Here is a 23,841-nt window from a genome sequence, read left to right as displayed (position 1 = left end):
CGGCTAATCATATCGATAGCCTGCTATTTTTCCGCAATGGGCTACCCTCAGATCTGACGTCTGAAACAAGGGGGGATTTCCATGCTCGCGCAACTTCCACCGGCCTTACAGAATCTGCAGCTTCCGCTTCGCCTGCGTCTCTGGGACGGCCATGAGTTCAATCTGGGGCCAACGCCCAGCGTTACCATCGTGGTCAAGGACCCACAGATGGTCAGTCAGTTTACCCATCCAAGCCTGGACGCCCTCGGGGCCGCCTTCGTCGAAGGCAAACTCGAACTGGAGGGGTCAATCAGCGAGGTGATTCGGGTTTGCGACGAATTGAGCAGTGCCTTGCTCGATGAAAACGAAGGCAGTCATCCCGAGCGCAAACTGCACGACAAGGAAACCGACGCCAAAGCCATTTCCTACCACTACGACCTGTCGAACGCTTTCTACCAGCTCTGGCTGGACAGCGACATGGCGTATTCCTGCGCGTACTTCGAAACCGGCAGCGAGACGCTCGAGCAAGCGCAACAAGCCAAATTCCGTCATTTATGCCGCAAGTTGCGTTTGCAACCGGGCGAATACCTGCTGGATGTCGGTTGCGGCTGGGGCGGGCTGGCCCGCTTTGCTGCCCGCGAATTCGGCGCCAGGGTGTTCGGTATCACCTTGAGCCAGGCGCAACTGGAACTGGCCCGCGAACGGGTCAAGGCCGAGGGCCTGGACGACCAGATCGAACTGCAATTGCTCGATTATCGCGATCTGCCCCAGGATGGTCGCTTCGACAAAGTCGTCAGCGTGGGCATGTTCGAGCACGTCGGCCACGCCAATCTCGCGCAGTACTGCAAAACCCTGTTTGGCGCGGTGAAGGAGGGCGGGCTGGTGATGAACCACGGCATCACCGCCAAACACACCGATGGCCGCCCGGTCGGGCGAGGCGCCGGGGATTTCATCGAGAAATACGTGTTCCCCAACGGCGAACTGCCGCACCTGTCGATGATCAGCGCCGAGATCAGCGAAGCGGGGCTGGAAATCGTCGACGTCGAGAGCCTGCGACTGCATTACGCGCGCACGCTGGACCACTGGAGTGAGCGGCTGGAGGACAACCTCGAAGCCGCCGCGAAACTGGTGCCAGAGCAAGCCCTGCGTATCTGGCGCCTTTACCTGGCCGGTTGCGCTTACGCTTTCGCACGCGGCTGGATCAATCTGCACCAGATTCTGGCGGTGAAAGCGCACCCCGACGGTAGCCATGAACTGCCGTGGACGCGCGACGACCTCTACCACCCATGACGCTCAACTGGTTGAGACGCTGAGGTTGTTCAGAGGATCGGTGAAATCAGCCGGGCGATTCGCATGCCGACCTGTTGCAGGCGGTGGATCTCCCGGCTTTCCTCTTTGGCAATTTCACTGGCCTGGGCGAAGTCATCGATCAGCATCTGTTCCACGGACGTGGCGAACTCGCTGTCGACGGTCAGCAACATCACTTCGAAGTTCAGCCGGAACGAGCGGTTATCGAGATTGGCGCTGCCGATGGCGCTGATCTCGCGGTCGATCAATACCACTTTCTGATGGAGAAACCCGGGCTGATAGCGGAACACCCGCACCCCGGCTCGTACCGCTTCGAAGGCATACAGACTGGAAGCGGCATAGACGATGCGGTGATCGGGCCGCGACGGCAGCAACAGACGGACGTCCACGCCGCGTAAAACCGCCAGGCGCAGCGCGGCGAACACGGCTTCATCGGGGATGAAATAAGGGCTGGTGATCCACACCCGTTCAGTTGCCGCATGGATCGCTTCGACAAAGAACAGTGAACAGGTTTCGTAGGCATCCGCCGGACCGCTGGCGAGCAGTTGGCAGAGCACGCCGTCTTCGGGGTACGCGTCCGGGAGGATCAACGGTGGCAAGGTACGCGCGGCCCAGAACCAGTCTTCGGCAAACGACTCCTGCATGCACGCGACCACCGGGCCACGCACCTGCACATGGGTATCGCGCCACGGTGCCAGCGGCGGTTTTTCACCCATGTATTCATCGCCAACGTTATGCCCGCCGACAAACCCGAGCACGCCATCGACCACGACAATTTTGCGGTGGTTGCGGAAGTTGACCTGGAACCGATTGAGCCAGCCACTGCGCGTAGCGAAGGCTTTGACCTCGACGCCGGCATCGCGCAAGGCCTGCACATAGCGGTGGGGCAGGGCGTGGCTGCCGATGCGATCGTAGAGCAGATGAATAATTACGCCTTCAGCGGCCTTCTTGAGCAGCAAATCCTGCAAGCGCTGGCCGAGCCGGTCGTCGTGAATGATGAAAAACTGGATCAGAATCGCTTCCTTGGCGTGTTCGATCGCTTGGAAGATTGCGTTGAAGGTTGCGTTGCCATTGATCAGCAATTGCACTTCGTTGTTGGCCAGGCAGGGCATGCGGCCCAGCTTGGGCATGGCCCGCAAGGAACCATAGGCATTCGATGCGCGAGCGGCGAGGGCTTCTTCCACCCACGGCCGCCAGTTCAACTCAGAAATCGCCAGGCGCATCTGTTCGTTGGCCTGGCGCCGCGCCTTGATATAGCCATCGAAAGTGCTGCGGCCGAACACCAGGTAAGGAATCAGCGTGAGGTAAGGAATAAAGATCAGCGACAATGCCCAGGCGATCGAGCCTTGCGCGGTGCGCACGGTGAGCACCGCATGGAGGGCAGCGATGAGGCCGAGGGTGTGTAGCAGGGCAATCAGATAACCGAAAAGGTGCGGTCCGAAGTAATCCATGGGGCAGCCTTGCTCCGCGAGAATCAATGCTTAACAGACCATGTTCTACCGCGAATGTCGCTATTTAATTGGGGCATGAACCGAAGCGATTGGCCGACGTCTAACGGCCACTACTGATCAGGAGTTTTTTTGATGAACGTTCGTCTGCTGGGTTTGGCGCTGGGCCTGGGTTTGGCATTGCCGGTGGTTGCGCAAGCGCAGATGCTGCAGCCAGGGCTGTGGGAGATGTCTTCGAGCAATCTGAAGGTCGATGACCAAGCGATGGATGTGCAATCGATTCTTGGCCAGATTCAAGGTCAGATCACGCCGCAACAGCGCGCTGCGCTGGAAAAGAACGGCATCAATATCGGCGGCAAGGGGATCCGTGCCTGCCTGACACCTGAGCAAGTAGCGACCAACGATATCCCTTTGGCCGACCCGCAATCGGGCTGCAAACAGCAGATCACCGAGCGTAACGGCAACCAGTGGAAATTCCGCTTCAGTTGCCCGAAAGCCCAAGGGACGGGTGTAGCGACATTCCTCAGCGATCGAGAATTCACCACGGTGGCCAACGGCACGTTCAATGCCATCGGCATCAACCAGAAAGGCAGCCTGGAAACCCGCGCCGTGTGGCTGGGTCAGGACTGCGGCACCGTCAAACCGCGCGCCTGAACCCTGTCGCCAGCCAGCTCGCTCCCCTGTTTTTTGCGGAAGCGAGCCTGCTCGCGAAAACGTCAGCCAAGTCAGCGCATGAACCTTAACGCCAACCCCCGACACTGCTCATTTATCCGGCCCTCATGCCAGGCGATTTGCCCCGACACCATGGTCAGGCTCACCCGGTGCCGAAAGCTGCGCCCGGCAAATGGCGTCCACCCGCACTGCGACAGAATCGGCTGCTGATTCACTTCAAATGCCTGCGCAGCGATCAGCACCAGATCCGCCCAGTAGCCCTCGCGCAAATACCCACGATCCGGAATGGCAAACAGATCTGCCACGCGATGGCTGGTCTTCGCCACCAGCGTGGTGATCGGTAGCACGCCCTCGGTGACCAGCTCCAGCAACGCCGGCAAGGCGTGTTGCACCAATGGCAGACCGGCGGGTGCCTGGGCATACGGCCGTTGTTTTTCTTCCCAGGTATGCGGCGCGTGGTCACTGCCGATGACATCCAGGCGATTGCTGTTCAACGCCGCGCGCAGGGCGTCGCGGTCAGCCTGGGTCTTGATCGCCGGATTGCATTTGATCAGGTTGCCGAGGTCGGCATAGTCGCGATCGTCAAACAGCAGATGGTGCAGGCAGACTTCCGCGGTGATGCGTTTGTGCGCCAGTGGTTTATCTTCGAACAGCGCCAGTTCACGCGCGGTCGTCAGGTGCAGGACATGCAAGCGGGTGCCGTGACGTCGGGCCAGTTCCACCGCCAGACTTGAAGACCGATAGCAGCTTTCGGCGTTGCGGATTAGTGCGTGCGCTGTCGGCGGCAGACGTTCACCGAACTGCTCATGCAGGTTGGCTGCATTGGCGTCGATGCTCGGCGTGTGTTCGCAGTGGGCCAACAGAATCGTCGGCACTTCGGCAAACAGCCGCTCAAGCGTCGCCGGGTCATCCACCAGCAGATTGCCGGTCGACGCCCCCATGAACACTTTCACACCGGCCACTTCACAGGGATTGAGCGCGGCCACTGTATCGAGATTGTCGTGACTGACACCGAAGTGAAAGCCGTAATTGGCCACCGAAGTGGTTGCCGCCCGGTGCTTCTTGTCTGCCAGCGCTTCGAGGGTCAGCGTCGCCGGTTGGGTGTTGGGCATGTCCATGAAACTGGTGATGCCGCCTGCCACCGCTGCGCGCGACTCGGTGTAAAGGCTGCCCTTGGCCGGCGCCCCGGGCTCACGGAAATGCACCTGGTCGTCGATCATGCCCGGCATGAGCCATTGGCCGTTTGCATCGATCTCCAGCGTCGCCCGTTCGCCTTCAATGCTGCGGGCGATTTTGACGATGCGGCCATGGCTGACCAACAGATCGCCTTCTACCTCGCGCCCTTCGTTGACCAGCCTTGCGTTGCGAATCAGCACGCTGTTCATGGCTCAGAACTCGTTCTGCAAGGCTTTGTAGCCACGCACCAGATCGACATTGGTGCGTGCCACGTCTTCGGAAAACTCCGATGCGCTGACGCTTACCGGCGGGAATTGCGTGAGGTCGGTGGTCGGGCCGATGCGCGTGGTCGACGGTACGTAAAACGCATCGGGCAAGTCTCGTCCGTCGACCACCGAGTTGTGCCGCACCACGCAGCCGTTGCCGACGACGCAGTTGAACAGCACGCTGTTGAACCCGATGAACACCCGGTCGCCGACTACGCAGGGACCATGCACGATCGAGCGGTGGGCAATCGAACTGAACTCGCCGATGGTCACTGCCGCGCCGGATTTCGAGTGGATCACCACGCCATCCTGGATGTTCGAATTGGCGCCAATGGTGATTGCCTCCATCTCGCCTGACGCATCTACTTCATCGGCGCGGATGACCGCGTAGGGACCGACGAAGACGTTTTCGCCAATCACCACTTTGCCGCAGATGATTGCGGTTTTATCGACGTAGGCCGACTCAGCGATGGTCGGCAGATCGCCCGAAGGATTCTTGCGGATCATGGTTGGCTCAGCGCGTTGTAAAGGGTGTTGAGGTTGTATTCGAACAGTCCGGTGAACGTGCTCGCCGGTCCGCTGGCAGCGAGGGCATCGGAGTACAGCGTGCCGCCGATGTGCGCACCGCTTTCATCGGCGATCTGCTTGAGCAGGCGTGCGTCCTTGATGTTTTCCATGAACACCGCTTTGACCTTGGCCTGACGGATCTGGGTAATGAGCGCAGCCACTTCGGCGGCCGACGGTTCGCGCTCGGTGGACAGTCCCTGTGGCGCCATGAAGTCGATACCGTAGGCCTGTCCGAGATAGCCGAAGGCGTCATGGCTGGTGACGATCTTGCGGTTGCCCGCTGGCAGCGCACCGAGTTTGGTTTTTGCTTCAGCGAGCAAGGCGTAGATCTGCTTGAGGTAGGTCTGGCTATTGCGCTCGTAGTCCGCCTTGTTCGCCGGGTCGGCAGCGATCAGCGCCTTGGTGATGTTGCCAACGTACAACTCGGCGTTAGCCAGATTGTGCCAGGCGTGCGGGTCGGGAACGGTTTCGCCATCTTCATCCAGCGCGCGCGGAATCACGCCGCGACTGGCACTGATGACTGTGGCCTGGGTGCCGGTACTGGTCACGAGGCGATCCAGCCAGGGCTCGAAACCGAGACCGTTTTTGATAATCACGCGTGCCTTGAGCAAGGCTTTGGCGTCGTCCGGGGTCGGCTCGTAAGTGTGGGCATCGGCGTCCGGGCCGACCATGCTGGTGATCTGCACATGATCACCGCCAACTTGATGAACCATGTCGGCGAGGATGCTGAAGCTGGTGACCACCGGCAATTTCTCCGCCGCCGACAATGACATCGACAGCAACAGACTGAACAGCACGAACAAGACGCGCATCGGGAAACACCTCATAGGGATGTGAGCAAAGGAGGGCGGCGCAACAAACCGTGAACCGGCCCGAACACTACGGACAGCAGATAACCCGCTCCAGCAACCAGCACGATGGCCGGGCCGCTGGGCAGCGAGTAATAGAACGACAGCAACAATCCGAGCCATACCGACAGGCAGCCGATCAGCGCGGCGATTGCGATTAGCATCGGCAGGCGGCGGCTCCAGAATCGAGACGCGGCGGCGGGCAGCATCATCAGTCCGACAACCATCAGCGCGCCGATGGCCTGAAACCCGATCACCAGGTTGAGCACGACCAACGTCAGGAATACGCCATGGGCGAGGGGGCCGAGGCGGCTGACGGTGCGCAGAAATAACGGGTCCAGTGTGTCGAGCAGCAGCGGTTTGTAGATCAGCAGCAAGGTGATCAGGCTGATCGCCGAGACCCACAGCATGCCGTGGAGTGTCGGGCCGTCGACGGCCAGTGCCGAGCCGAATAGCAGATGCAACAGGTCCAGACGTTTACCGGCAATGCCCAGTATCAGTACGCCACTCGCCAAGGAAATTGGATAGATCGCGGCAAGGCTGGCGTCTTCGCGCAGGCCGGTGCGGCGAGTGATCCAGGCCGCGAGCCCTGCCATGCTCATGCCCGCGCCGAGACCGCCGAGCGTTAGCGCCGGCAGGCTCAGGCCGGCGAACCAGAAGCCCAACGCCGCGCCGGGGAGGATACCGTGCGCGACGGCGTCACCGATCAGGCTCATGCGCCGCAGAATCAGAAACACGCCCAATGGCGCCGTGCTGCAAGCCAGTACCAATCCGCCCAGCAAGGCGCGACGCATGAACATGAACTCACTGAACGGTTGCCAGAAGTGAGCGAGGGTGAGCATCAGGCCACCTGCGCATGCGGTGTCTGTTGAATCAGTTCGGTGCTGGGACCATAGACGCAACGGCTGTTCTTGATCAGCAATGTCTGGGGGATGTGTTGGCGCACAGCGCTGAGATCGTGGCAGACCACAACGATCGTTCGGCCTTCGGCGTGCCAGGCGTGGATGTGTTGCCAAAGCAGCGCCTGGCCCAGTTCATCGAGGGCAGCATGAGGCTCGTCCAGCAATAATATCGGGGCGTCGGCGAGGCTTAGCCGCGCGAGCAGGGCACGTTGCAATTCACCGCCGGAGAGGGCCATCAACGGGCGATGGCCGAGGCCGCTCAGATGCCAGTTTTCCAATGCGGCATTAAGGCGTTGCGTGCGCAGCTGCGTCGAGAGCCTGCGTCCCCAGAACCCGGCGGCGACCAACTCTTCCAGGCTGATCGGGAATTGTCGATCCAGGTGCTGCTGCTGGGGCAGGAACGAGAGCCCGCTCTGGCGTGGAACACTCAGCGCCACGTGCCCCGCCAAGGGTTTTTGCAGCCCGGCGATGACCTTGAGCAGGCTGCTTTTTCCACAGCCGTTAGCGCCAATAATGGCGGTCAGGCTCGCGCTTTCCAGTTCAAGATCCAGCGGTGTCGTCAGTGGCTGGCCGGGTGCACCCCAACTCAGGGAATGGCAGCGAATCATGCTTGCTCCCGACGCCAACTGCTTTCAGCCACAGCATCATGGGCGTGTAGGCTTTCAGCGTGGATGACTTTCAAGTGGAACTGGCTGACGCCTTGGGTGCGGCGCAGCGCCAGATTCAAGCGCCTCGCCGCGTCTTCGCAGAACATCAAGTTCTGGCCATTGGCGAGCGCGAACGCTTGTTCATCGGCGCGTTTCACTGCGGTTTGTACGGCGGTGCCGAGCGCTGCTTCGACGTCATCAATAACCTTGATCAGCGGCAACTCGCTGAGGGACTCGTTCAGGTGCAGGCGTAACTGCGCGGTGCTGCGTTGGCTATGCGGTGTCGCGACGATGCCTTTGGTCGAACCCAGCCAGGCCAAAACATCCGCGTGCTCAAGTGATTGGTTGGCGAAGTCGTCGATAAATTGCTGCTGAATCAGCTGGCGGGCTAATGCTGCAGAACATGGGCAAGTGGAGGAATAGGGCACTTCGATTTCTAGTTCCACGTGGAACATTTGGTTCTTCAAGCGTGCGGAAACGCTCACCGGATAGGATTTCCATCCCGCGAGAGGACTGACCAGCGCCGGTCTGTTCAGCAGTAATTCGGTGCGGATATTCAGGTACGCGCAGTGCGATAAACCTGCGTGGCTCTGCAGAAACTGCTCAAGAACTTGGCGCAGTAAAGCGGGGGAAAGTGCCTCTCGCTCGAGAGGCTCCAATGCCACAAACAGGCGCGACATATGAATGCCGCGTGCCTCACCATCATCCAGACTGACGCCTGCATCGGCCTTCGCGTTCAGCCGTTGCTCCTCCAGCCATACAGGCAATGCGATGCCGCGCATGCCCACCCAGTCGAGGGGCAAGGCCTCACGAGCGGCCTGCGCGGCGATGTCCGGTAGCGTCAACGCGTTCATGTTCAGACTCATCGTGTGATTTCATTTAATGTTATAGTATAACAATAAATAGCACGATAGCTTTTTCATGAACACACTTTCATGTGGGGCAAGCGCCCATCCAAAGGGTCTCTGCGAAAGCGGTTTTCTTCGCGCTATGAGGCACACTCCAGCTCACCGTTTGGTGGCTGATTTATCAAAGCGAAAAGGACGTCAGCAGCCCGAGCGTTCCACGTGAAACACCGCATTCTGCGCTACAGCCAAGGCAAATCCCGTCCGGAATGCATTGGGCAAAACGACGATCTAACAGCTGGTTACCCGGCTGCACGTGAATTTCGCCCTGCTTCCCCCCGAACTCGAGAAGCGATTGATGGTGGTCCAGCCCACCCGCCGGGTGTAGCCAACCCATGCTTCGCCATCGGAGGCGATCCCGGTGAAGAAGGTCAACTGGCCAAAGCGGCTATTGGTCTGTGCCCAATACCGATTGCCGTTCTTTTCGAACCCGCGCAAGTACAGCGTCGTACCGACGGTATTGACGCTATAGGCGTTGCCCTCGGCATCCCGACACGCCAGCAGATTTGCGCTACGCGTGCAGGTGGCGACTTCTGGCAGTTGCGCGCACGCGTTGCCCGTCGCCAGTAACGCCAAGCTAAATATCAGGCGCCTCAGCGTAGTTTTCATCGTCGCGTCCTGAGTCTGATTCACTCTTTACCAAGGGAAGCCAAAGGAGGGCTCGCTTATTTATGTTGTTATACTATAACATAAATTCGAAGCCAGCCTGGGCACTGCCGATTACCAGCGCTAAAACGCAATGCGCCAGCAAAAGCGCACATCGGCTGCCACCTGTAGAGGATTATCCAATGTCAGCCGAACTGCCTGTGACCGTACTTTCAGGATTTCTCGGTGCCGGAAAAAGTACGCTTCTCAATTACGTACTACGTAACCGGGCCGGACTGCGTGTAGCCGTCATCGTTAACGATATGAGCGAAATCAACATCGATGGCAGTGAAGTTCAGCGTGATGTCAGCCTGAACCGCGCGGAAGAAAAAATCGTCGAGATGAGCAACGGCTGCATTTGCTGTACGTTACGCGAAGACCTGCTGGAAGAGGTCAGCAAGCTCGCCCGCGAAGATCGCTTCGATTATTTGCTGATCGAGTCCACCGGCATCTCCGAGCCACTGCCCGTAGCGGAAACGTTCACCTTTCGCGATGAGCACGGGCAAAGCCTCAGTGACATCGCGCGTCTGGACACCATGGTCACGGTGGTCGACGGCATGAACTTTCTACCGGACTTTCAGGCTGCCGAAAGCCTCGCCTCGCGTGGCGAGATTCTCGGGGAAGAAGACGAACGCTCCATCACCGATCTGCTGATCGAGCAAATCGAGTTCGCCGACGTGTTGCTGATCAGCAAAATTGACCTGATCAGCCAGCGTGAACGCGAAGAATTGATCGCGATCCTGCAACGCCTTAACGCCCACGCCGAAATCATCCCGATGGTGATGGGTGAGGTGCCGCTGGAGAAAATCCTTAACACCGGTCGCTTCGATTTCGACAAAGCCGCACAGGCACCCGGCTGGCTGCAAGAGTTGCGCGGTACGCACACACCGGAGACCGAGGAATACGGCATCGCGTCAACGGCCTACCGTGCGCGCCGGCCCTTTCATCCGCAACGCTTCTTCAGTTTCATCGACCGTCCATGGCCGAACGGCAAACTGCTGCGTTCCAAAGGCTTCTTCTGGCTCGCCAGCAAGCCCACGGACGCGGGTAGTTGGTCGCAGGCCGGCGGTTTGATGCGCCATGGTTTCGCCGGCCGCTGGTGGCGTTTTGTGCCGAAGGACCAGTGGCCACGGGACCAGGAGAATACCCGCGCCATCATGGAGAACTGGACGCCGAGCGTCGGGGATTGTCGCCAGGAGCTGGTGTTCATCGGGCAGAACATCGATTTCGCCCGATTGTCTGCCGAACTGGACGAATGCCTGCTGACCGATGATGAAATGGCACTGGGTGTCGAGGCTTGGCGGTTGTTGCCGGATCCGTTCGGCGCCTGGGACGAAGAGGCCGCATGATGCTTGCACTGAAACCATTACAAAAGCGGACTCGCCTGCACCATCAGGGGCCGACGCCTACAGCGCTGGCGCGAATTCTCGACGACGACGTCAACCTCGCCATCTGGCAGCGGCAATTGCCCCTGCATGTCGCCGATTTTGCCCGTTTGTTGCTGTCGCTCGACGAACCCCTGGCGGAGTCGTTGTGCCTTGAGCTTGCGGATGAGGACAGCGAGCCGGATCTGGCCGGGCTGGCCGCAGGATTTCGCGACCTTGAGGGCTACGAAGGCTTTGTTGCCGACCTGAAATGGATGGTCGGTGCCTTCGCCTGTCTGTTGGGCGCGCGACGCATCGGCCTGCGTCTGCGCACGTTGGATAAGGCGATGTGTCCCCGTTTCCATGTCGATCATGTGCCCGTACGCCTGATCACCACCTATGCCGGCGTGGGTAGCCAATGGCTTGAGGAAGGCGTGATGGATCGCAGGCAACTGGGTCAGGCCACCGCGGAGCCTGAGGATGCCGCACAGATTCAGCAACTCGGCAGCGGCGAGGTCGCGCTTCTGAAAGGCGAGAAGTGGCACGGTAACGAGGGGTTCGGGCTGATCCACCGTTCGCCGCAATTGGCCGTCGGCGAACGTCGGCTGATAGTGACCCTCGACTGGCTCGGCTGACCGTCAAGGCTTGCGCCATGATCCGCGGCTTTGTGCTTCGCAATAGGGCTTCAGGTAGGCTGCATCGGTCGCCACGCCGTAATAGTGGATATCCTGGCGATAGGGCATATTGGCAACCTGCGCGTTGCTGCACACGCCGAACGCGCCGCTCGGGCACTGGTCGAGGTATTGCACCTCGACTTTCTGCCCGGCCAGCGTCGGTTGGCAGAAACCGCCGCTGAACAGTTTTTTCGGGATGGAGCGATTCTGCTGGCAGACTTTGACATCGAGGCGCTCGCCCTGGCTGTGTACCAGACAGGCCTGAGCCAACGCTTCGCTCGACACCAGCAGCAACAGCAACGACCATCCCATCCAGCGCATTTGCAAACTCCTCAAAAACGTTCTTCAAAGAAATGCCCACCATGCTGCAGAACATTCCGACCCATGTCATCGCAGGCCCCCTGGGCGCCGGCAAGACCAGCCTGATTCACCACCTGATGGCGCAGCGACCGGAGGGCGAACGCTGGGCGGTGCTGATCAACGAGTTCGGCCAGATTGGCCTGGACGCAGCGCTACTGAGCAGTGACGCCGATGGTATCGCACTCGGCGAAGTGGCCGGCGGCTGCTTATGTTGCGTCAACGGCGCGCCGTTCCAGATCGGTCTTGGCCGATTGCTGCGCAAGGCCAGGCCAGACCGGCTGTTTATCGAACCGTCCGGACTGGGTCATCCGGCGCAGCTCCTCAAGCAGTTGAACGAGGCTCCGTGGCTGGGTGTGCTGGCGGTTCAGCCCTGTGTGCTGGTGCTGGACGCGCAGGCTCTGCACGCTGGGAAACCGTTGCCGCAGGCCCAACGGCAAGCACTGACTGACGCAGGTCTGTTGCTGCTGAACAAGGCGGAAAACCTTGATCAAGCGGCGCGAGAAGAAATCGCCAGCCAGTTGCCACCCGTCAGCCTGATCTGGACACAGCAGGCGCAGCTGTCCTTGAGCGAGTTGCCGGGGCGGACGGCACGAGCCTCGACGGGCGTCGGTAAGCTGGAGATGCCCAAAGGCCTGGGCCAGATCCCGGCCGTCTGGAGCGATCCGGCGCTGCCGATCTGCCTGAGTCAGGCCCAGGCGGGGGGCTGGAGCATCGGTTGGCGCTGGCATCCGGGGCAGGCGTTCGATACGCAAGGCATCATCAAGTGGCTGACACGCCTTGATTGGCAACGGGCCAAGCTGGTAATTCACAGCGCGGATGGCTGGGTGTCGGCGAATGCGCTGGATAATACCGAGCTGACCTGGCACGTCAGCGAATGGCGAAAAGACTCGCGCCTTGAGCTGATTTTTACCGAGCCGCAGAATATCGATGAGTTACAGGCGGGTCTGGCGCGATGCCGGATTCGGTGAATCAGCTTACGGTTTCCACTTCGTGTGTTCCTGCCGCCACTGGCTGAGCTCCACCACTTGCGCCCGCGGCTTTTGCACCTCGACCACCGGCGGTGTGTCGTCGAACGGCGCGGGGTAGGGTGCCAGTTCGATCTGTGCGCTGTGCGCGCCGAATTGCGTGACCGTACCGTTATGGCGGCTTTCGCCCGTCACGGTGAACTCGAAATTGTAGACCCGCGCCAGGCGGCGTCGCCCGTTGGCGTCCTTGATCAAGCCGATCTTTTTCAGGGCCACGTTGCCGTCAAGCAGCTCGACGCCAACGTTGAGGCAATGCTGCTTGACCCGTTCCAGCGCCCGTTCGCGCAAGCCGTGGTTGTGCCATAACCACGCACCGGCAGCGGCGAACAGCATCAGCACAAAGATGTTTTCCAGGGTCAGCATCAACATCGAACTCCAAAAGATGGCATCAGCTTAACTGCGTCGCCGGTCTGTCGTACAGGCTGTGTTTCGTCGCATACTGCGCGGCTTGAATTTCAATCGTTTTACGGAATGCCCCGAATGAAACGTACGCCTCATCTGCTCGCCATCCAGTCCCATGTGGTGTTCGGCCACGCCGGCAACAGCGCAGCGGTTTTTCCGATGCAGCGGGTCGGGGTCAACGTCTGGCCGCTCAATACCGTGCAGTTTTCCAATCACACTCAGTATGGTCAGTGGGCCGGGGAAGTGTTGGCACCGCAGCAGATTCCCCAGCTGATCGAAGGCATCGCCGCAATTGGCGAACTGGGCAACTGCGATGCGGTATTGTCGGGTTATCTGGACAGCGCTGCCCAGGGCCGGGCAATTCTCAGCGGCGTGGCGCGCATCAAATCGGTCAATCCGAAAATGCTCTACCTGTGTGATCCGGTGATGGGTCATCCCGAGAAGGGCTGCAGCGTGCCGACCGAGGTCAGCGATTTCCTGCTGGACGAAGCGGCGGCAGTGGCGGATATCCTGTGTCCGAACCAACTGGAGCTGGACAGCTTTTCCGGGCGCAAGCCGCAGTCGCTGTTCGATTGCCTGGCGATGGCGCGAGCGCTGCTGGCGCGTGGGCCGAAGGCAGTGCTGGTCAAGCATCTGGATTACCCGGGCAAACCGGCGGATGGCTTCGAGATGCTGCTGGTGACGGCTGAGGGCAATTGGCATCTGCGCCGCCCATTGCTGGCGTTTCCGCGTCAGCCGGTGGGTGTCGGCGACCTGACGTCCGGCCTGTTTCTGGCGCGGGTGCTGCTCGGCGACAGCCTGCTGGCGGCGTTCGAGTTCACTGCAGCGGCGGTGCACGAGGTGCTGCTGGAAACTCAGGCGTGCGCCAGTTATGAGTTGCAACTGGTGCGGGCGCAGGACCGGATAGCGCATCCGCGGGTAAAGTTCGAGGCGACAGCGATCAGTCTGTAACACCGAGTCGTCTTTATTCGCGAGCAGGCTCGCTCCCACATTTGGAATGCGTTCCACCTGTGGGAGCGAGCCTGCTCGCGAAAGCTATCTATCAGTCGGCATCAACCAGCGTCTGATCAAGCGTCGCCCTTGATCTCCTGATAACGCTTCTCCAGCTCCTGACGAATCTGCCGACGCTGCTGCGCCTGTATGTAGCGGCGCTTGTCTTCGCTGTTCTGCGGTTGCAGCGGCGGTACCGGGGCAGGCTTGCGCTGGTCATCCACCGCGACCATGGTGAAGAAACAACTGTTGGTGTGACGCACCGAGCGTTCGCGGATGTTCTCGGTCACCACCTTGATGCCGACCTCCATCGAGGTATTGCCGGTGTAGTTGACCGAGGCGAGGAAGGTCACCAGTTCGCCGACATGGATCGGCTCGCGGAAAATCACCTGATCCACCGACAGGGTCACCACATAGCGGCCCGCATAGCGGCTCGCGCAGGCGTAGGCCACTTCGTCGAGGTATTTGAGCAGGGTGCCGCCGTGGACATTGCCAGAGAAGTTGGCCATGTCGGGGGTCATCAGTACCGTCATCGACAGCTGGGCGTTTCCGGGTTCCATAACGTTCTCACGGATCAAGGCTGATTGCTGGAAGCACCTCTGCGGGCGCCTGGTCGCTTTTCAAAAAGCACCGTTATCGGGACGCCGGGCGACGGGTCGCCGTCACGCGGGGTGTCGATCTGTTTCCATATATTGCACCGGCTTCCAGACGGAAGTCGCGGTGTTAACCTGCAAAAGCCCTGCCCAAGGGCAATTCCCACACCAAAAGCGGATTTTTACCCTGCTCGCGCAGACCGTTCTGACGTCTGTCCGTGAGCCTCGTGATCAAGGAGCCCACGCCATGCATGCCATCAGTTTCATTCAGGATCTGGCAGTGATCATGTTGGTTGCAGGCGTGGTGACCGTGTTGTTTCATCGTTTCAAGCAGCCGGTGGTGCTTGGCTACATCGTCGCCGGCTTCATCATCGGCCCGCACACGCCGCCGTTCGGCCTGATCCACGACGAAGAAACCATCAAGACCCTCGCCGAGCTCGGGGTGATATTCCTGATGTTCTGCCTCGGCCTGGAGTTCAGCCTGCGCAAGCTGTTCAAGGTCGGCGCCACGGCGTTTATCGCGGCGTTTCTCGAAATCATCCTGATGATCTGGATCGGTTACGAAATCGGCCGCTGGTTCGACTGGAACACCATGGACTCGCTGTTCCTCGGCGCGATCCTGGCGATTTCCTCGACGACCATCATCGTCAAGGCTCTCAATGATCTGAAGATGAAGAACGAGCGCTTTGCCCAGTTGATCTTCGGCGTGCTGATTGTCGAGGACATCCTCGGCATCGGTATCATCGCCTTGCTGTCGAGTATTGCCGTCAGCGGCACAGTGAGTTCGGGCGAGGTGTTTTCTACAGTCGGCAAGCTGTCGCTGTTCATGATTGTCGCGCTGGTCATCGGCATCCTTCTGGTGCCGCGCCTGCTGGCCTACGTGGCGAAATTCGACAGCAACGAGATGCTGCTGATCACCGTGCTCGGCCTGTGTTTCGGCTTCTGCCTGCTGGTGGTCAAGCTCGAATACAGCATGGTCCTCGGCGCCTTCCTGATCGGCGCGATCATGGCCGAGTCGCGGCAACTGCTGAAGATCGAACGGCTGGTCGAGCCGGTTCGCGACCTGTTCAGTGCGATTTTCTTTGTCGCGATCGGCCTGATGCTCGACCCGCTGATCCTCATCGAATATGCCTGGCCGATTGCGGTAATCACCGTGGCTGTGGTGCTCGGCAAGATGTTGTCCTGCGGCCTCGGCGCGTTTATCGCCGGCAACGACGGACGTACCTCACTGCGGGTTGGCATGGGTCTGTCCCAAATCGGCGAGTTCTCCTTCATCATCGCCGCGCTGGGCATGACTTTGCAGGTCACCAGCAACTTCCTTTATCCGGTCGCCGTGGCCGTGTCGGTGATCACCACGCTGCTGACGCCATACCTGATCCGCGCGGCGGATCCGCTGTCGATCAAGCTGTCTGCCGTCGTGCCCAAGCGTCTTGGCCGCGTGCTGGGCATGTACGGCGAATGGTTGCGCAGCATTCAGCCGCAAGGCGAGGGCGCGATGCTGGCGTCGATGATCCGGCGAATTCTTTTGCAGGTCGGGGTGAATCTGGCACTGGTGATTGCGATCTTCTTTGCCGGCGCGTATTTCGCCGAGCGCATGTCGCTGTGGCTGCAAGACTGGATTGGCGACCCGAGCTGGCAGAAGGCATTGATCTGGGGCGGGGCGCTGCTGGTATCGTTGCCGTTCCTGATAGCTGCGTACCGCAAGCTCAAGGCGCTGTCGATGCTATTGGCGGAGATGGGCGTCAAGCCGGAAATGGCCGGGCGTCACACGCAGCGAGTGCGCCGGGTGATCGCCGAAGTGATTCCGATCCTCTCGCTGCTGGTGATTTTCCTGCTGTTGGCAGCCTTGTCGGCCAGTATCCTGCCGACCAACAAGTTGCTGGTGCTGATCGCCGTGGTCGCGGCCGCCGTGGCGGCGCTGCTTTGGCGCTGGTTCATCCGCGTGCATACACGGATGCAGGTCGCGCTGCTCGAAACCCTCGACAACCACAAGGAGTCGTCGGGGCATTGACCACTCGGGGCGTCAGGCGAATCAGCTTTCCAGCCAGACGTCCCGCGCCCAGTGCCAGACCGATTCCCAGGTCTCTTCGGCAATCAGCTCTTCCTCGGCCTGCCACAACACCACAGTGCCGTCTTCTTCGACACAGTAGTAATCGTCGCCGTCCTGGCAGATAGGGATCAGGCTGCGATCGACTCCGGCATCCCACGCATTGGCGGCGACGTCCGGCAGGTAAGTGTGTGATTGCGGGTCGGTGACCGTCACCGGTTCCAGGCTGCCGTACACCACATCGCTGACCGTCAGCAAAAACTCCCTGAAGACAAACGGGATATCGATGAACAGTTGTTCTTCGATTTCCACCAGCAGGTCTTCGTCAGGCAACTCCAGCGGAACCGGCACGGGTTCGTTGGCTTCGCGCAGTTGTTCGATGATTTCTTCCACGTCCGGGATCCTCTTGCTTGATGGCGCGGTTCATATGGGCCGGTTTATACAGTAGCTCGCTATAGATGCAACCGTGAAATGAAAAACCCCGGCCTGGGCCGGGGTCTGTTACCGCTAGTGAAGCACAGGTGGAGATCAGCCGTTCTGGCGGATACCGGCCACCAGCCAAGGCTGGTTCTCGCCCTGCGGACGTTCCATGTTCCAGCTCTCGCTGAACACTTCGCCCTGGTCGAAACGCGAAGTTTTCGAAACACCGGTGAAGGTCAGGGTGGCGATGGTCTTGTCGGCACGATCGTCGACGCCGTCCAGTTGCACCTGCAGGTTGTCGATGTAAGTCGACTGGAAGCCCTCGCCCAGGTCCGCACGCTCACGCTTGAGGAAATCGAGCATTTGCGGGGTCACGAACTCGGCGATCTTGTCCATTTCGTTGGCGTCCCAGTGCTGCTGCAGCGACTGGAAGTGGCTACGCGCGGCTTCAAGGAAGTTCTGCTCGTTGAACCACGCCGGTGCGTTGATCACTGGGCGGGCGGCAGCAGGCGCGGCCGAACCACCAAAGATCGAACCCATGGCAGCAGGCTTCTGCTCGAAGGCTTCACGTTGCATCGGCGCGCCGGCCGGAGCGAATTGCTCCTGCTGCTTGCGACGACGGGCGGCGATGAAGCGGAAGATCACGAACGCGATCAGGGCCATGATCAGGATGTCGAAAATCTGCATGCCCTGGAAACCGCCGCCCATGAACATCGAGGCAAGCAGACCACCGGCGGCGATACCGGCCAGCGGGCCGAGCCATTTCGAAGCACCGCCGGCCTTGGCCGCAGTGCCCGCGGCACCGGCAGCACCCGCGGTTGCGGCAGCGCCGCCGACGCCTGGAGAAGAAGGAGCCATCTGGCTGGTCTGGTGCGTCGGCGCAGCGCCGGCGCTTTTGCCACCACCAAAGCGCTTGGCGTTGGCGTCGAGGCTCATCGTCAGGCCGATGCACAACGCCATGGCGATGCTAAGAAAACGTTTCATAAAAGGTATTCCCGTTTTGTGGAGACTCGCGCGTCATGTTGCACAGCTGAAGTGTTACTGGCTAGCGAGAGAGTGTTTCGGGCTTTTGCCTGACAGGTTGCGTTCAGCTTGGCGAGGCAATCGGCCGATGTACTTTTGGCTGTAGGAAAAGACGATTGGTTCAGAAAGATAACGGCCTCTTGTAGGAGTGAGCCTGCTCGCGATGAGGGTGTGTCAGTCAATACATTGATAATAGACAGACCGCTATCGCGAGCAGGCTCACTCCTACAGAAAAGCAATCGAGTTGGGCTTTAAATGGCTTCCAGCTTGGCGTAGCCGAGCATCAGCCACTTGCTGCCTTCACTGAAGTTCACCTGCACCCGCGCCTGGGCACCGGAGCCTTCGAAGTTGAGGATCACGCCATCGCCGAAGATCGAGTGGCGCACGGTCTGACCGAGGCTGAAGCCGGTTTCCGGGATCTCGCTGCCACTGAACAGGTTGCTGCCGCTCATCGACTGGTTGCCGCCGAACGGGCGGCTGACACTGTTCGACAAGCGAACTTCCTGAATCAGGCCTTTCGGCACTTCACGGACGAAACGCGAGACCTTGTTGTAGGTTTCACTGCCGTATAAACGGCGGGTCTCCGCATAAGTCATGACCAGATTCTGCATCGCCCGAGTGATGCCCACGTAGGCCAGGCGCCGCTCTTCCTCAAGGCGACCCGGCTCTTCCAGGCTCATCTTGTGCGGGAACAGACCTTCTTCCATGCCCACCAGGAACACGTAAGGGAACTCCAGACCTTTGGCGCTGTGCAGGGTCATCAGTTGAATGCTGTCTTCGTGTTCGTCGGCCTGGGTGTCGCCGGCCTCCAGCGAAGCGTGGCCGAGGAACGCGGCCAGCGGTGTCAGCTCTTCATCTTCTTCGGTGTTCTCGAAGTTGCGCGCGGCGCTGACCAGTTCCTCAAGGTTTTCCACCCGGGCCTGGCCTTTCTCGCCTTTTTCCGCTTCGTGGTAGGCGATCAGGCCGGACTGCTCGATAACGGTCTGGGTCATCAGGTGCAGCGGCATCTCGGCACACTTGGCGGCGAGGTTTTCGATCAGCTCGATAAAGGCGCCGAGGGCGCCCGCCGCGCGTCCGGTCAGGCCTTTGTTGGCGACCAGTTGGCGCATCGCTTCCCACATCGACACGTCGCTGTGGCGCGCATGTTCGCGGATCGCTTCGACGGTTTTCTCGCCGATGCCACGGGCCGGCACGTTGATTACCCGCTCCAGCGCCGCATCGTTGCCGCGACCTTCGAGCAGGCGCAGGTAGGCCATGGCGTTTTTGATTTCCGCCCGTTCGAAGAAGCGCTGACCACCATAGATGCGGTACGGAATACGCTCGCGCAGCAGGGCTTCTTCGAGAACGCGTGATTGGGCGTTGGAGCGGTACAGAATCGCAATGTCGCTACGGGCCAGACCGGTTTTCAGCGCGCTTTCGATGGTTTCGACCACGTAGCGCGCTTCGTCGTGTTCGTTGAACGCGGCGTACAGGTTGATCGCTTCGCCATCGCCGCCGTCGGTCCACAACTCTTTGCCCAGGCGCCCGGTGTTGTTGGCGATCAGGGCGTTGGCGGCTTTGAGGATCCCGGCGGTGGAGCGGTAATTCTGCTCCAGGCGAATGGTCTCGGAGTCCGGGAAGTCAGACGAATACTGATGGATGTTCTCGATCTTCGCGCCGCGCCAGCCGTAAATCGACTGATCGTCGTCGCCGACCACCATCAGGCTGTCGCCGCCCTTGCCGAGCAGGCGCAACCAGGCGTACTGCACGGCGTTGGTGTCCTGGAACTCGTCGACCAGAATATGCCGGAAGCGCTTCTGATAATGCGCGAGCAGGCCGGGGTGGTCGCGCCACAGGTCGAGGGCGCGCAGCAGCAATTCGGAGAAGTCGATCACGCCGGCCCGCAGGCACGCTGCCTCGTAGGCTTCGTAAATGCCGCGCATGGTCGCCAGGTACAAGTCGCCGCTGGCCTGAATGTGCTGTGGACGCAGACCTTCGTCTTTCTGTCCGTTGATGAACCACTGGGCCTGACGGGCCGGCCAGCGCTGCTCGTCCAGGCCCAGCTCGCGGATCACCCGCTTGACCAGGCGTTGCTGGTCGTCGCTGTCGAGAATCTGGAAGGTCTGGCTCAGGCCCGCTTCCTGCCAGTGTGCCCGCAGCAGGCGGTGCGCGAGGCCGTGGAAGGTGCCGACCCACATGCCGGCCGGGTTGATGCCCAGCAACTGCTCGATGCGGTGACGCATCTCGGCAGCGGCCTTGTTGGTGAAGGTCACCGACAGAATGGAGTGAGGCGAGGCGTTTTCGACCTGGATCAACCAGGCGATACGGTGCACCAGCACTCGGGTTTTACCGGAACCGGCACCGGCCAGGACCAACTGACGGCCAACGGGGGCCGCTACGGCCTGGCGTTGGGCATCGTTGAGGGAGTTCAGCAGAAGGGAGAGATCATCGCGCATCCGGGCATTCTAGGGTGCGCCGCAGGCCCGGGCAAACCGAGCTTTGCATTAGCCGATGAAAGCGCCGTCGAGGACGACCGGTCGGTCACTGGCTGCAGGCTTCGGCCCGTCTCGCTTGAGGGGTTGAAGCGGTGCCTGGGCAGCGGGAAATTTCGCGCAAATTCTGATCTGCAGCAGTTTGGCAACGGGATCGCCTTGTGTATGCTCCGTCCACGTTTCGGGCGCAGGCCCTTCCTTATAAGAACAAGAACGTTGCCCATGACCCTCAGCGCCGAACTGTCGGGCCCCTTCGTGGAACCCCGGGTGATCCGCAAGCACTATGCCGTCGAAATGGCGGTGGAGCGTACGCGACTGCTGTATCAGGGCTCGCTGCTGCCCACGCTGTTCATGTTGATCAATGGTCTGATCTGCGCCGCTTTGCTCTGGAGCCCGCAGCGCTACTTCGTGGTCAGTGTCTGGCTGGTGTGGTTGCTGTCGCTCGTCGCATTGCGGGTGATACAGGTGGCCGCGTTCGATTCGGCGATCCCCGAGCGCCAGGCCCAGCCAATCTGGTTTCGCATGTTCCTGCTCGGCTCGACCCTGACCGGTCTGACCCTGGCCGGTGCGGGCATCGCCTTGGTGCCTGCGGACAATTTTATCCAGCAAGCCTGGGTATTCGGCCTGATTGGCGCGGCGACCCTGTCGGCCAGCGTCGCCTATGCGGTGAGTCTGCCGGCATTCCTGTCGTTTACCTTGCCGTGCCTGCTGCCGGCGATCGGCTATCTGTTCTGGGGCGGCGACGATCAGGCGCGTGGCTGGGGCTGGCTCGGCTTGATTCTGCTCGGCTCGCTGAGTGTGGTGGCGTGGCAGGTCAATCGACTGATTGATCGCGGATTGCTGCGGCGTTTCCAGAATCAACACCTGATCGAGCATTTGCAGCAAGCGCAGACGCGCAGCGAACAGCTCAACCAGGAATTGGGCAAGGAGGTCGAACAGCGCCGTTGCGCAGAAGCGCAGTTGCGTAAAGCGCAGGTCGATCTCGAGGACCGCGTGGCCCAGCGCAGCCGTGAACTCGATGCCGCCAACCAGGCCTTGAGCAAAAGCGAAGCGCGGCTGGCACTGGCACTCAAGGCCAGCGAACTCGGGCTGTGGGACTGGAACCTGCAAACCGACGAAGTCCATCACACGCAGATTCAGGAACTGTTCGGCCTTGCCCCGGAATACGTCACGGCGCTGCTGCGCGACCTCAAACCGCGACTGCACCCCGAAGACGTGCCGTCACTCAAGTTCGCGCTGGTCGAACATCTGAAGGGGCGCACGGAGGACTATCAAGTCGAATACCGCCTGCGCCATGGCGACGGCCACTGGGTGTGGATCGAAGACCGCGGTCGTGCCGTGGAGCGCAGCGACAGCGGTCGGGTGATCCGCATGGTCGGCACCCGTCGCGATATCAGCGCCAGCAAAAGCCTGGAAGAGCAGCAGCGGCTGGCGGCCACAGTGTTCGAGGCAGCCAGCGAAGGCATCGTGATTCTGGACCCGGATTACGCGCTGATTGCGGTCAATCAGGCCTTCAGCCGCGTCACCGGCTATGAAATCGACGACATGCTCGGGCGCAACGTCGTCGAGTTGCCGTGCAGTCGCGATGCCCGCCGTCACTACGTCGCGATCCGCCACGCGCTGGAGCAGCACGGCACTTGGCAGGGCGAACTGGTGGAAACGCGCAAGAACGGTGAGTTGTATCCCCAATGGCTGCAACTTAATGCCGTGCGCGGCAGCCGAGGCAATGTCAGCCATATCGTCGGCTTTTTCGCTGATCTCTCGGCTCGGCGCGAGTCCGAAGAGCGGATGCGCTACCTGACCCACTACGACGAACTCACCGGCCTTGCCAACCGTTCGCTGTTCCGCGAGCGCCTGCACGAAGCCCATCAGCGGGTTCGGCAGGGCGGGCGGCGCAGTCTGGCGCTGCTGCACATCAACCTGGATCGTTTCAAGTTGCTCAATGACAGTCTGGGCCACGAAATCGCCGACCAGTTGCTGCAAAAAATGGCCCGTCGACTGGTTAACGCGTTGCCCGAGGCCGACACCATCGCCCGCTTGTCCGGCGACGAGTTTGCGGTGCTGTTCGATGCTTACGGCAATCTTTCCAGCCTGGCCCGGGTGGCGACGCGGTTATCGGCCAAGTTGCGTCTGCCACTCAGCGTCGACGGGCATGAATTGGTGGTCAGTGCCTCGATGGGCATTAGCCTGTTGCCGGACAACGCGCGGGAAATTGCCGCACTGGTCAGTCAGTCGAACATGGCCATGCAACATGCCAAGCACTTGGGCGGTAACAATTTCCAGTTTTACACCGACAGTCTGCAAGCGAGCACGCTGGAGCGTCTGCAACTGGAGAATCAGCTGCGCAAAGCCATTGAAGACAGACACCTCAAGGTGTTCTATCAGCCGAAGTTGTGCCTGGCCACCGGGCGCATGAATGCCGCCGAAGCGCTGGTGCGTTGGGACCATCCGACGCTGGGTCAGGTCCCGCCGGGGGACTTTATCGGGCTGGCCGAGGAAACCGGGCTGATCGGGCCGATTGGCGAGTTCGTCCTGCGTCAGGCTTGCTGGCAGGCGTGCCAATGGCAGCGCGAGGGGCTGGCGCCGATCCGCGTATCGGTGAACCTGTCGGTGCATCAACTGCGTCAGGGCAAGTTGGTCAGTCTGGTGCGCCAGGTCCTGGAGGAAACCGGTCTGGCGCCGCACTACCTCGAACTGGAACTGACTGAAAGTCACTTGCTCGACAGCGTCGAGCACATCATTGCGACGTTCCGGCAATTGCGTGAGCTGGGGGTGAAACTGGCCATCGACGATTTCGGCACCGGTTATTCGTCCTTGAGCTACCTCAAGCGGATTCCGGTGGATTACGTGAAGATCGATCAGGCTTTTATCCGCGGTCTGGGCGAGGGCAGCGAAGACGCGGCGATCACCCGGGCGATCATTGCCATGGCCCACGGGCTGTCGTTGAAAGTGGTGGCCGAAGGCGTCGAACGCAAAGATCAGCTGGCGTTTTTGCGCGCCGAAGGCTGCGATGAGGTGCAAGGCTATCTGATCAGCCGTCCCGTGGAGGCCGCTGGGCTGGCCGGGATTTTGCGTGAACAGCTCAATCCGTTTTAAGGGCTACATGCAC

The 23,841-nt window shown here is 60.6% G+C and carries 22 protein-coding genes; 8 read left to right on the top strand and 14 right to left on the bottom strand.

Annotated features, from left to right (window positions below; all coding sequences use genetic code 11):
- Positions 1-81 precede the first annotated feature (81 nt).
- A complete protein-coding gene (cfaB, locus tag HU765_RS01765; RefSeq protein ID WP_186618811.1) occupies positions 82-1,269 on the top strand; it encodes a C17 cyclopropane fatty acid synthase CfaB in 1,188 nt (395 codons plus the stop codon).
- Positions 1,270-1,298: 29 nt separating this feature from the next.
- Here the strand turns inward: cfaB and cls are convergent, their stop codons facing one another.
- Positions 1,299-2,738 carry a cardiolipin synthase gene (cls, locus tag HU765_RS01760; RefSeq protein WP_186546176.1) on the bottom strand — a complete coding sequence of 480 codons (1,440 nt, stop codon included), beginning with the start codon at positions 2,736-2,738 and terminating at the stop codon, positions 1,299-1,301.
- Positions 2,739-2,870: 132 nt separating this feature from the next.
- Between cls and HU765_RS01755 the strand changes: the two genes are divergently transcribed.
- Entirely contained in the window at positions 2,871-3,389 is a 519-nt protein-coding gene (locus tag HU765_RS01755) for a DUF3617 domain-containing protein (RefSeq protein ID WP_186546175.1), read from the top strand.
- 71 nt (positions 3,390-3,460) lie between these two features.
- Here HU765_RS01755 and HU765_RS01750 read toward each other — a convergent pair whose 3' ends face one another.
- From HU765_RS01750 to HU765_RS01720, 7 genes are all read right to left on the bottom strand, one after another.
- Entirely contained in the window at positions 3,461-4,792 is a 1,332-nt protein-coding gene (locus HU765_RS01750; RefSeq protein WP_186618810.1) for a dihydroorotase, read from the bottom strand.
- A gap of 3 nt (positions 4,793-4,795) precedes the next feature.
- On the bottom strand, positions 4,796-5,356 hold the full coding sequence (locus tag HU765_RS01745; RefSeq protein ID WP_186546173.1) for a carbonate dehydratase: 561 nt from the start codon (positions 5,354-5,356) through the stop codon (positions 4,796-4,798).
- Positions 5,353-6,228, bottom strand: coding sequence for a metal ABC transporter substrate-binding protein (locus HU765_RS01740; RefSeq protein WP_186618809.1), 876 nt, complete (start codon positions 6,226-6,228; stop codon positions 5,353-5,355). The genes HU765_RS01745 and HU765_RS01740 overlap by 4 nt, the downstream gene beginning before the upstream one ends.
- Before the next feature lie 11 nt (positions 6,229-6,239).
- Positions 6,240-7,106, bottom strand: coding sequence for a metal ABC transporter permease (locus tag HU765_RS01735; protein WP_186546171.1), 867 nt, complete (start codon positions 7,104-7,106; stop codon positions 6,240-6,242).
- A complete protein-coding gene (locus HU765_RS01730) occupies positions 7,106-7,774 on the bottom strand; it encodes an ATP-binding cassette domain-containing protein (protein ID WP_186546170.1) in 669 nt (222 codons plus the stop codon). The genes HU765_RS01735 and HU765_RS01730 overlap by 1 nt, the downstream gene beginning before the upstream one ends.
- Complete coding sequence (gene folE2, locus HU765_RS01725; protein ID WP_186618933.1) at positions 7,771-8,667, bottom strand: GTP cyclohydrolase FolE2; 897 nt, start codon at positions 8,665-8,667, stop codon at positions 7,771-7,773. Before folE2 ends, HU765_RS01730 begins: the two co-directional genes overlap by 4 nt.
- Before the next feature lie 282 nt (positions 8,668-8,949).
- On the bottom strand, positions 8,950-9,327 hold the full coding sequence (locus HU765_RS01720; RefSeq protein WP_186618808.1) for a glutamine synthetase: 378 nt from the start codon (positions 9,325-9,327) through the stop codon (positions 8,950-8,952).
- 179 nt (positions 9,328-9,506) lie between these two features.
- On the opposite strand from HU765_RS01720, the gene zigA reads away from it, so the two are divergent.
- Both zigA and HU765_RS01710 read left to right on the top strand, forming a co-directional pair.
- Positions 9,507-10,712, top strand: coding sequence for a zinc metallochaperone GTPase ZigA (gene zigA / locus HU765_RS01715; protein WP_186618807.1), 1,206 nt, complete (start codon positions 9,507-9,509; stop codon positions 10,710-10,712).
- Positions 10,712-11,362 (top strand): DUF1826 domain-containing protein, encoded by a 651-nt coding sequence (locus tag HU765_RS01710; protein ID WP_186618932.1) that lies wholly within the window; start codon positions 10,712-10,714, stop codon positions 11,360-11,362. The genes zigA and HU765_RS01710 overlap by 1 nt, the downstream gene beginning before the upstream one ends.
- A 3-nt stretch (positions 11,363-11,365) precedes the next feature.
- Here HU765_RS01710 and HU765_RS01705 read toward each other — a convergent pair whose 3' ends face one another.
- Positions 11,366-11,722, bottom strand: coding sequence for an NADH:ubiquinone oxidoreductase (locus HU765_RS01705; protein ID WP_186546165.1), 357 nt, complete (start codon positions 11,720-11,722; stop codon positions 11,366-11,368).
- A gap of 41 nt (positions 11,723-11,763) precedes the next feature.
- Between HU765_RS01705 and HU765_RS01700 the strand changes: the two genes are divergently transcribed.
- A complete protein-coding gene (locus tag HU765_RS01700; RefSeq protein WP_186618806.1) occupies positions 11,764-12,729 on the top strand; it encodes a CobW-like GTP-binding protein in 966 nt (321 codons plus the stop codon).
- Between the two features lie 6 nt (positions 12,730-12,735).
- On the opposite strand, the gene HU765_RS01695 is transcribed toward HU765_RS01700, so the two are convergent.
- Positions 12,736-13,149: a DUF3301 domain-containing protein gene (locus HU765_RS01695; RefSeq protein WP_186546337.1), complete on the bottom strand. Its 414-nt coding sequence runs from the start codon at positions 13,147-13,149 to the stop codon at positions 12,736-12,738.
- A gap of 117 nt (positions 13,150-13,266) precedes the next feature.
- Between HU765_RS01695 and pdxY the strand changes: the two genes are divergently transcribed.
- Positions 13,267-14,139 (top strand): pyridoxal kinase PdxY, encoded by an 873-nt coding sequence (gene pdxY, locus HU765_RS01690; RefSeq protein ID WP_186618805.1) that lies wholly within the window; start codon positions 13,267-13,269, stop codon positions 14,137-14,139.
- A gap of 116 nt (positions 14,140-14,255) precedes the next feature.
- On the opposite strand, the gene HU765_RS01685 is transcribed toward pdxY, so the two are convergent.
- Positions 14,256-14,738: an acyl-CoA thioesterase gene (locus HU765_RS01685; RefSeq protein WP_083349923.1), complete on the bottom strand. Its 483-nt coding sequence runs from the start codon at positions 14,736-14,738 to the stop codon at positions 14,256-14,258.
- Positions 14,739-15,018: 280 nt separating this feature from the next.
- Between HU765_RS01685 and HU765_RS01680 the strand changes: the two genes are divergently transcribed.
- Positions 15,019-16,782 carry a cation:proton antiporter gene (locus HU765_RS01680; RefSeq protein ID WP_186618804.1) on the top strand — a complete coding sequence of 588 codons (1,764 nt, stop codon included), beginning with the start codon at positions 15,019-15,021 and terminating at the stop codon, positions 16,780-16,782.
- Between the two features lie 21 nt (positions 16,783-16,803).
- Here HU765_RS01680 and HU765_RS01675 read toward each other — a convergent pair whose 3' ends face one another.
- The 3 genes from HU765_RS01675 to uvrD form a co-directional block, all read right to left on the bottom strand.
- A complete protein-coding gene (locus HU765_RS01675) occupies positions 16,804-17,211 on the bottom strand; it encodes an SMI1/KNR4 family protein (protein WP_003187120.1) in 408 nt (135 codons plus the stop codon).
- A gap of 135 nt (positions 17,212-17,346) precedes the next feature.
- Positions 17,347-18,222 carry a Tim44 domain-containing protein gene (locus tag HU765_RS01670; RefSeq protein WP_186546161.1) on the bottom strand — a complete coding sequence of 292 codons (876 nt, stop codon included), beginning with the start codon at positions 18,220-18,222 and terminating at the stop codon, positions 17,347-17,349.
- Positions 18,223-18,512: 290 nt separating this feature from the next.
- Positions 18,513-20,696 carry a DNA helicase II gene (gene uvrD, locus HU765_RS01665; RefSeq protein ID WP_186618803.1) on the bottom strand — a complete coding sequence of 728 codons (2,184 nt, stop codon included), beginning with the start codon at positions 20,694-20,696 and terminating at the stop codon, positions 18,513-18,515.
- Between the two features lie 258 nt (positions 20,697-20,954).
- On the opposite strand from uvrD, the gene HU765_RS01660 reads away from it, so the two are divergent.
- Complete coding sequence (locus tag HU765_RS01660; RefSeq protein WP_186618802.1) at positions 20,955-23,828, top strand: GGDEF domain-containing phosphodiesterase; 2,874 nt, start codon at positions 20,955-20,957, stop codon at positions 23,826-23,828.
- Positions 23,829-23,841: the final 13 nt, after the last annotated feature.

Source organism: Pseudomonas sp. SWRI81, assembly GCF_014268545.1.
GTDB classification, from domain to species: Bacteria; Pseudomonadota; Gammaproteobacteria; order Pseudomonadales; family Pseudomonadaceae; genus Aquipseudomonas; species Aquipseudomonas hamedanensis.
Note: the sequence above shows the minus strand (reverse complement) of the source record. Positions and strands in the feature narration are given on the sequence as shown.

Excerpts from the sequence above, each read along its gene's own strand:
- cfaB (WP_186618811.1), top strand. The coding sequence starts at position 82 with ATGCTCGCGCAACTTCCACCGGCCTTACAGAATCTGCAGCTTCCGCTT.
- zigA (WP_186618807.1), top strand. The coding sequence starts at position 9,507 with ATGTCAGCCGAACTGCCTGTGACCGTACTTTCAGGATTTCTCGGTGCC.
- HU765_RS01660 (WP_186618802.1), top strand. The coding sequence starts at position 20,955 with ATGACCCTCAGCGCCGAACTGTCGGGCCCCTTCGTGGAACCCCGGGTG.
- HU765_RS01745 (WP_186546173.1), bottom strand. The coding sequence starts at position 5,356 with ATGATCCGCAAGAATCCTTCGGGCGATCTGCCGACCATCGCTGAGTCG.
- HU765_RS01685 (WP_083349923.1), bottom strand. The coding sequence starts at position 14,738 with ATGGAACCCGGAAACGCCCAGCTGTCGATGACGGTACTGATGACCCCC.
- HU765_RS01750 (WP_186618810.1), bottom strand. The coding sequence starts at position 4,792 with ATGAACAGCGTGCTGATTCGCAACGCAAGGCTGGTCAACGAAGGGCGC.
- HU765_RS01720 (WP_186618808.1), bottom strand. The coding sequence starts at position 9,327 with ATGAAAACTACGCTGAGGCGCCTGATATTTAGCTTGGCGTTACTGGCG.
- HU765_RS01705 (WP_186546165.1), bottom strand. The coding sequence starts at position 11,722 with ATGCGCTGGATGGGATGGTCGTTGCTGTTGCTGCTGGTGTCGAGCGAA.
- HU765_RS01695 (WP_186546337.1), bottom strand. The coding sequence starts at position 13,149 with ATGCTGACCCTGGAAAACATCTTTGTGCTGATGCTGTTCGCCGCTGCC.
- HU765_RS01735 (WP_186546171.1), bottom strand. The coding sequence starts at position 7,106 with ATGCTCACCCTCGCTCACTTCTGGCAACCGTTCAGTGAGTTCATGTTC.
- HU765_RS01670 (WP_186546161.1), bottom strand. The coding sequence starts at position 18,222 with ATGAAACGTTTTCTTAGCATCGCCATGGCGTTGTGCATCGGCCTGACG.
- HU765_RS01680 (WP_186618804.1), top strand. The coding sequence starts at position 15,019 with ATGCATGCCATCAGTTTCATTCAGGATCTGGCAGTGATCATGTTGGTT.
- HU765_RS01700 (WP_186618806.1), top strand. The coding sequence starts at position 11,764 with ATGCTGCAGAACATTCCGACCCATGTCATCGCAGGCCCCCTGGGCGCC.
- uvrD (WP_186618803.1), bottom strand. The coding sequence starts at position 20,696 with ATGCGCGATGATCTCTCCCTTCTGCTGAACTCCCTCAACGATGCCCAA.
- HU765_RS01740 (WP_186618809.1), bottom strand. The coding sequence starts at position 6,228 with ATGCGCGTCTTGTTCGTGCTGTTCAGTCTGTTGCTGTCGATGTCATTG.
- HU765_RS01755 (WP_186546175.1), top strand. The coding sequence starts at position 2,871 with ATGAACGTTCGTCTGCTGGGTTTGGCGCTGGGCCTGGGTTTGGCATTG.
- HU765_RS01730 (WP_186546170.1), bottom strand. The coding sequence starts at position 7,774 with ATGATTCGCTGCCATTCCCTGAGTTGGGGTGCACCCGGCCAGCCACTG.
- cls (WP_186546176.1), bottom strand. The coding sequence starts at position 2,738 with ATGGATTACTTCGGACCGCACCTTTTCGGTTATCTGATTGCCCTGCTA.
- folE2 (WP_186618933.1), bottom strand. The coding sequence starts at position 8,667 with ATGAACGCGTTGACGCTACCGGACATCGCCGCGCAGGCCGCTCGTGAG.
- HU765_RS01710 (WP_186618932.1), top strand. The coding sequence starts at position 10,712 with ATGCTTGCACTGAAACCATTACAAAAGCGGACTCGCCTGCACCATCAG.
- pdxY (WP_186618805.1), top strand. The coding sequence starts at position 13,267 with ATGAAACGTACGCCTCATCTGCTCGCCATCCAGTCCCATGTGGTGTTC.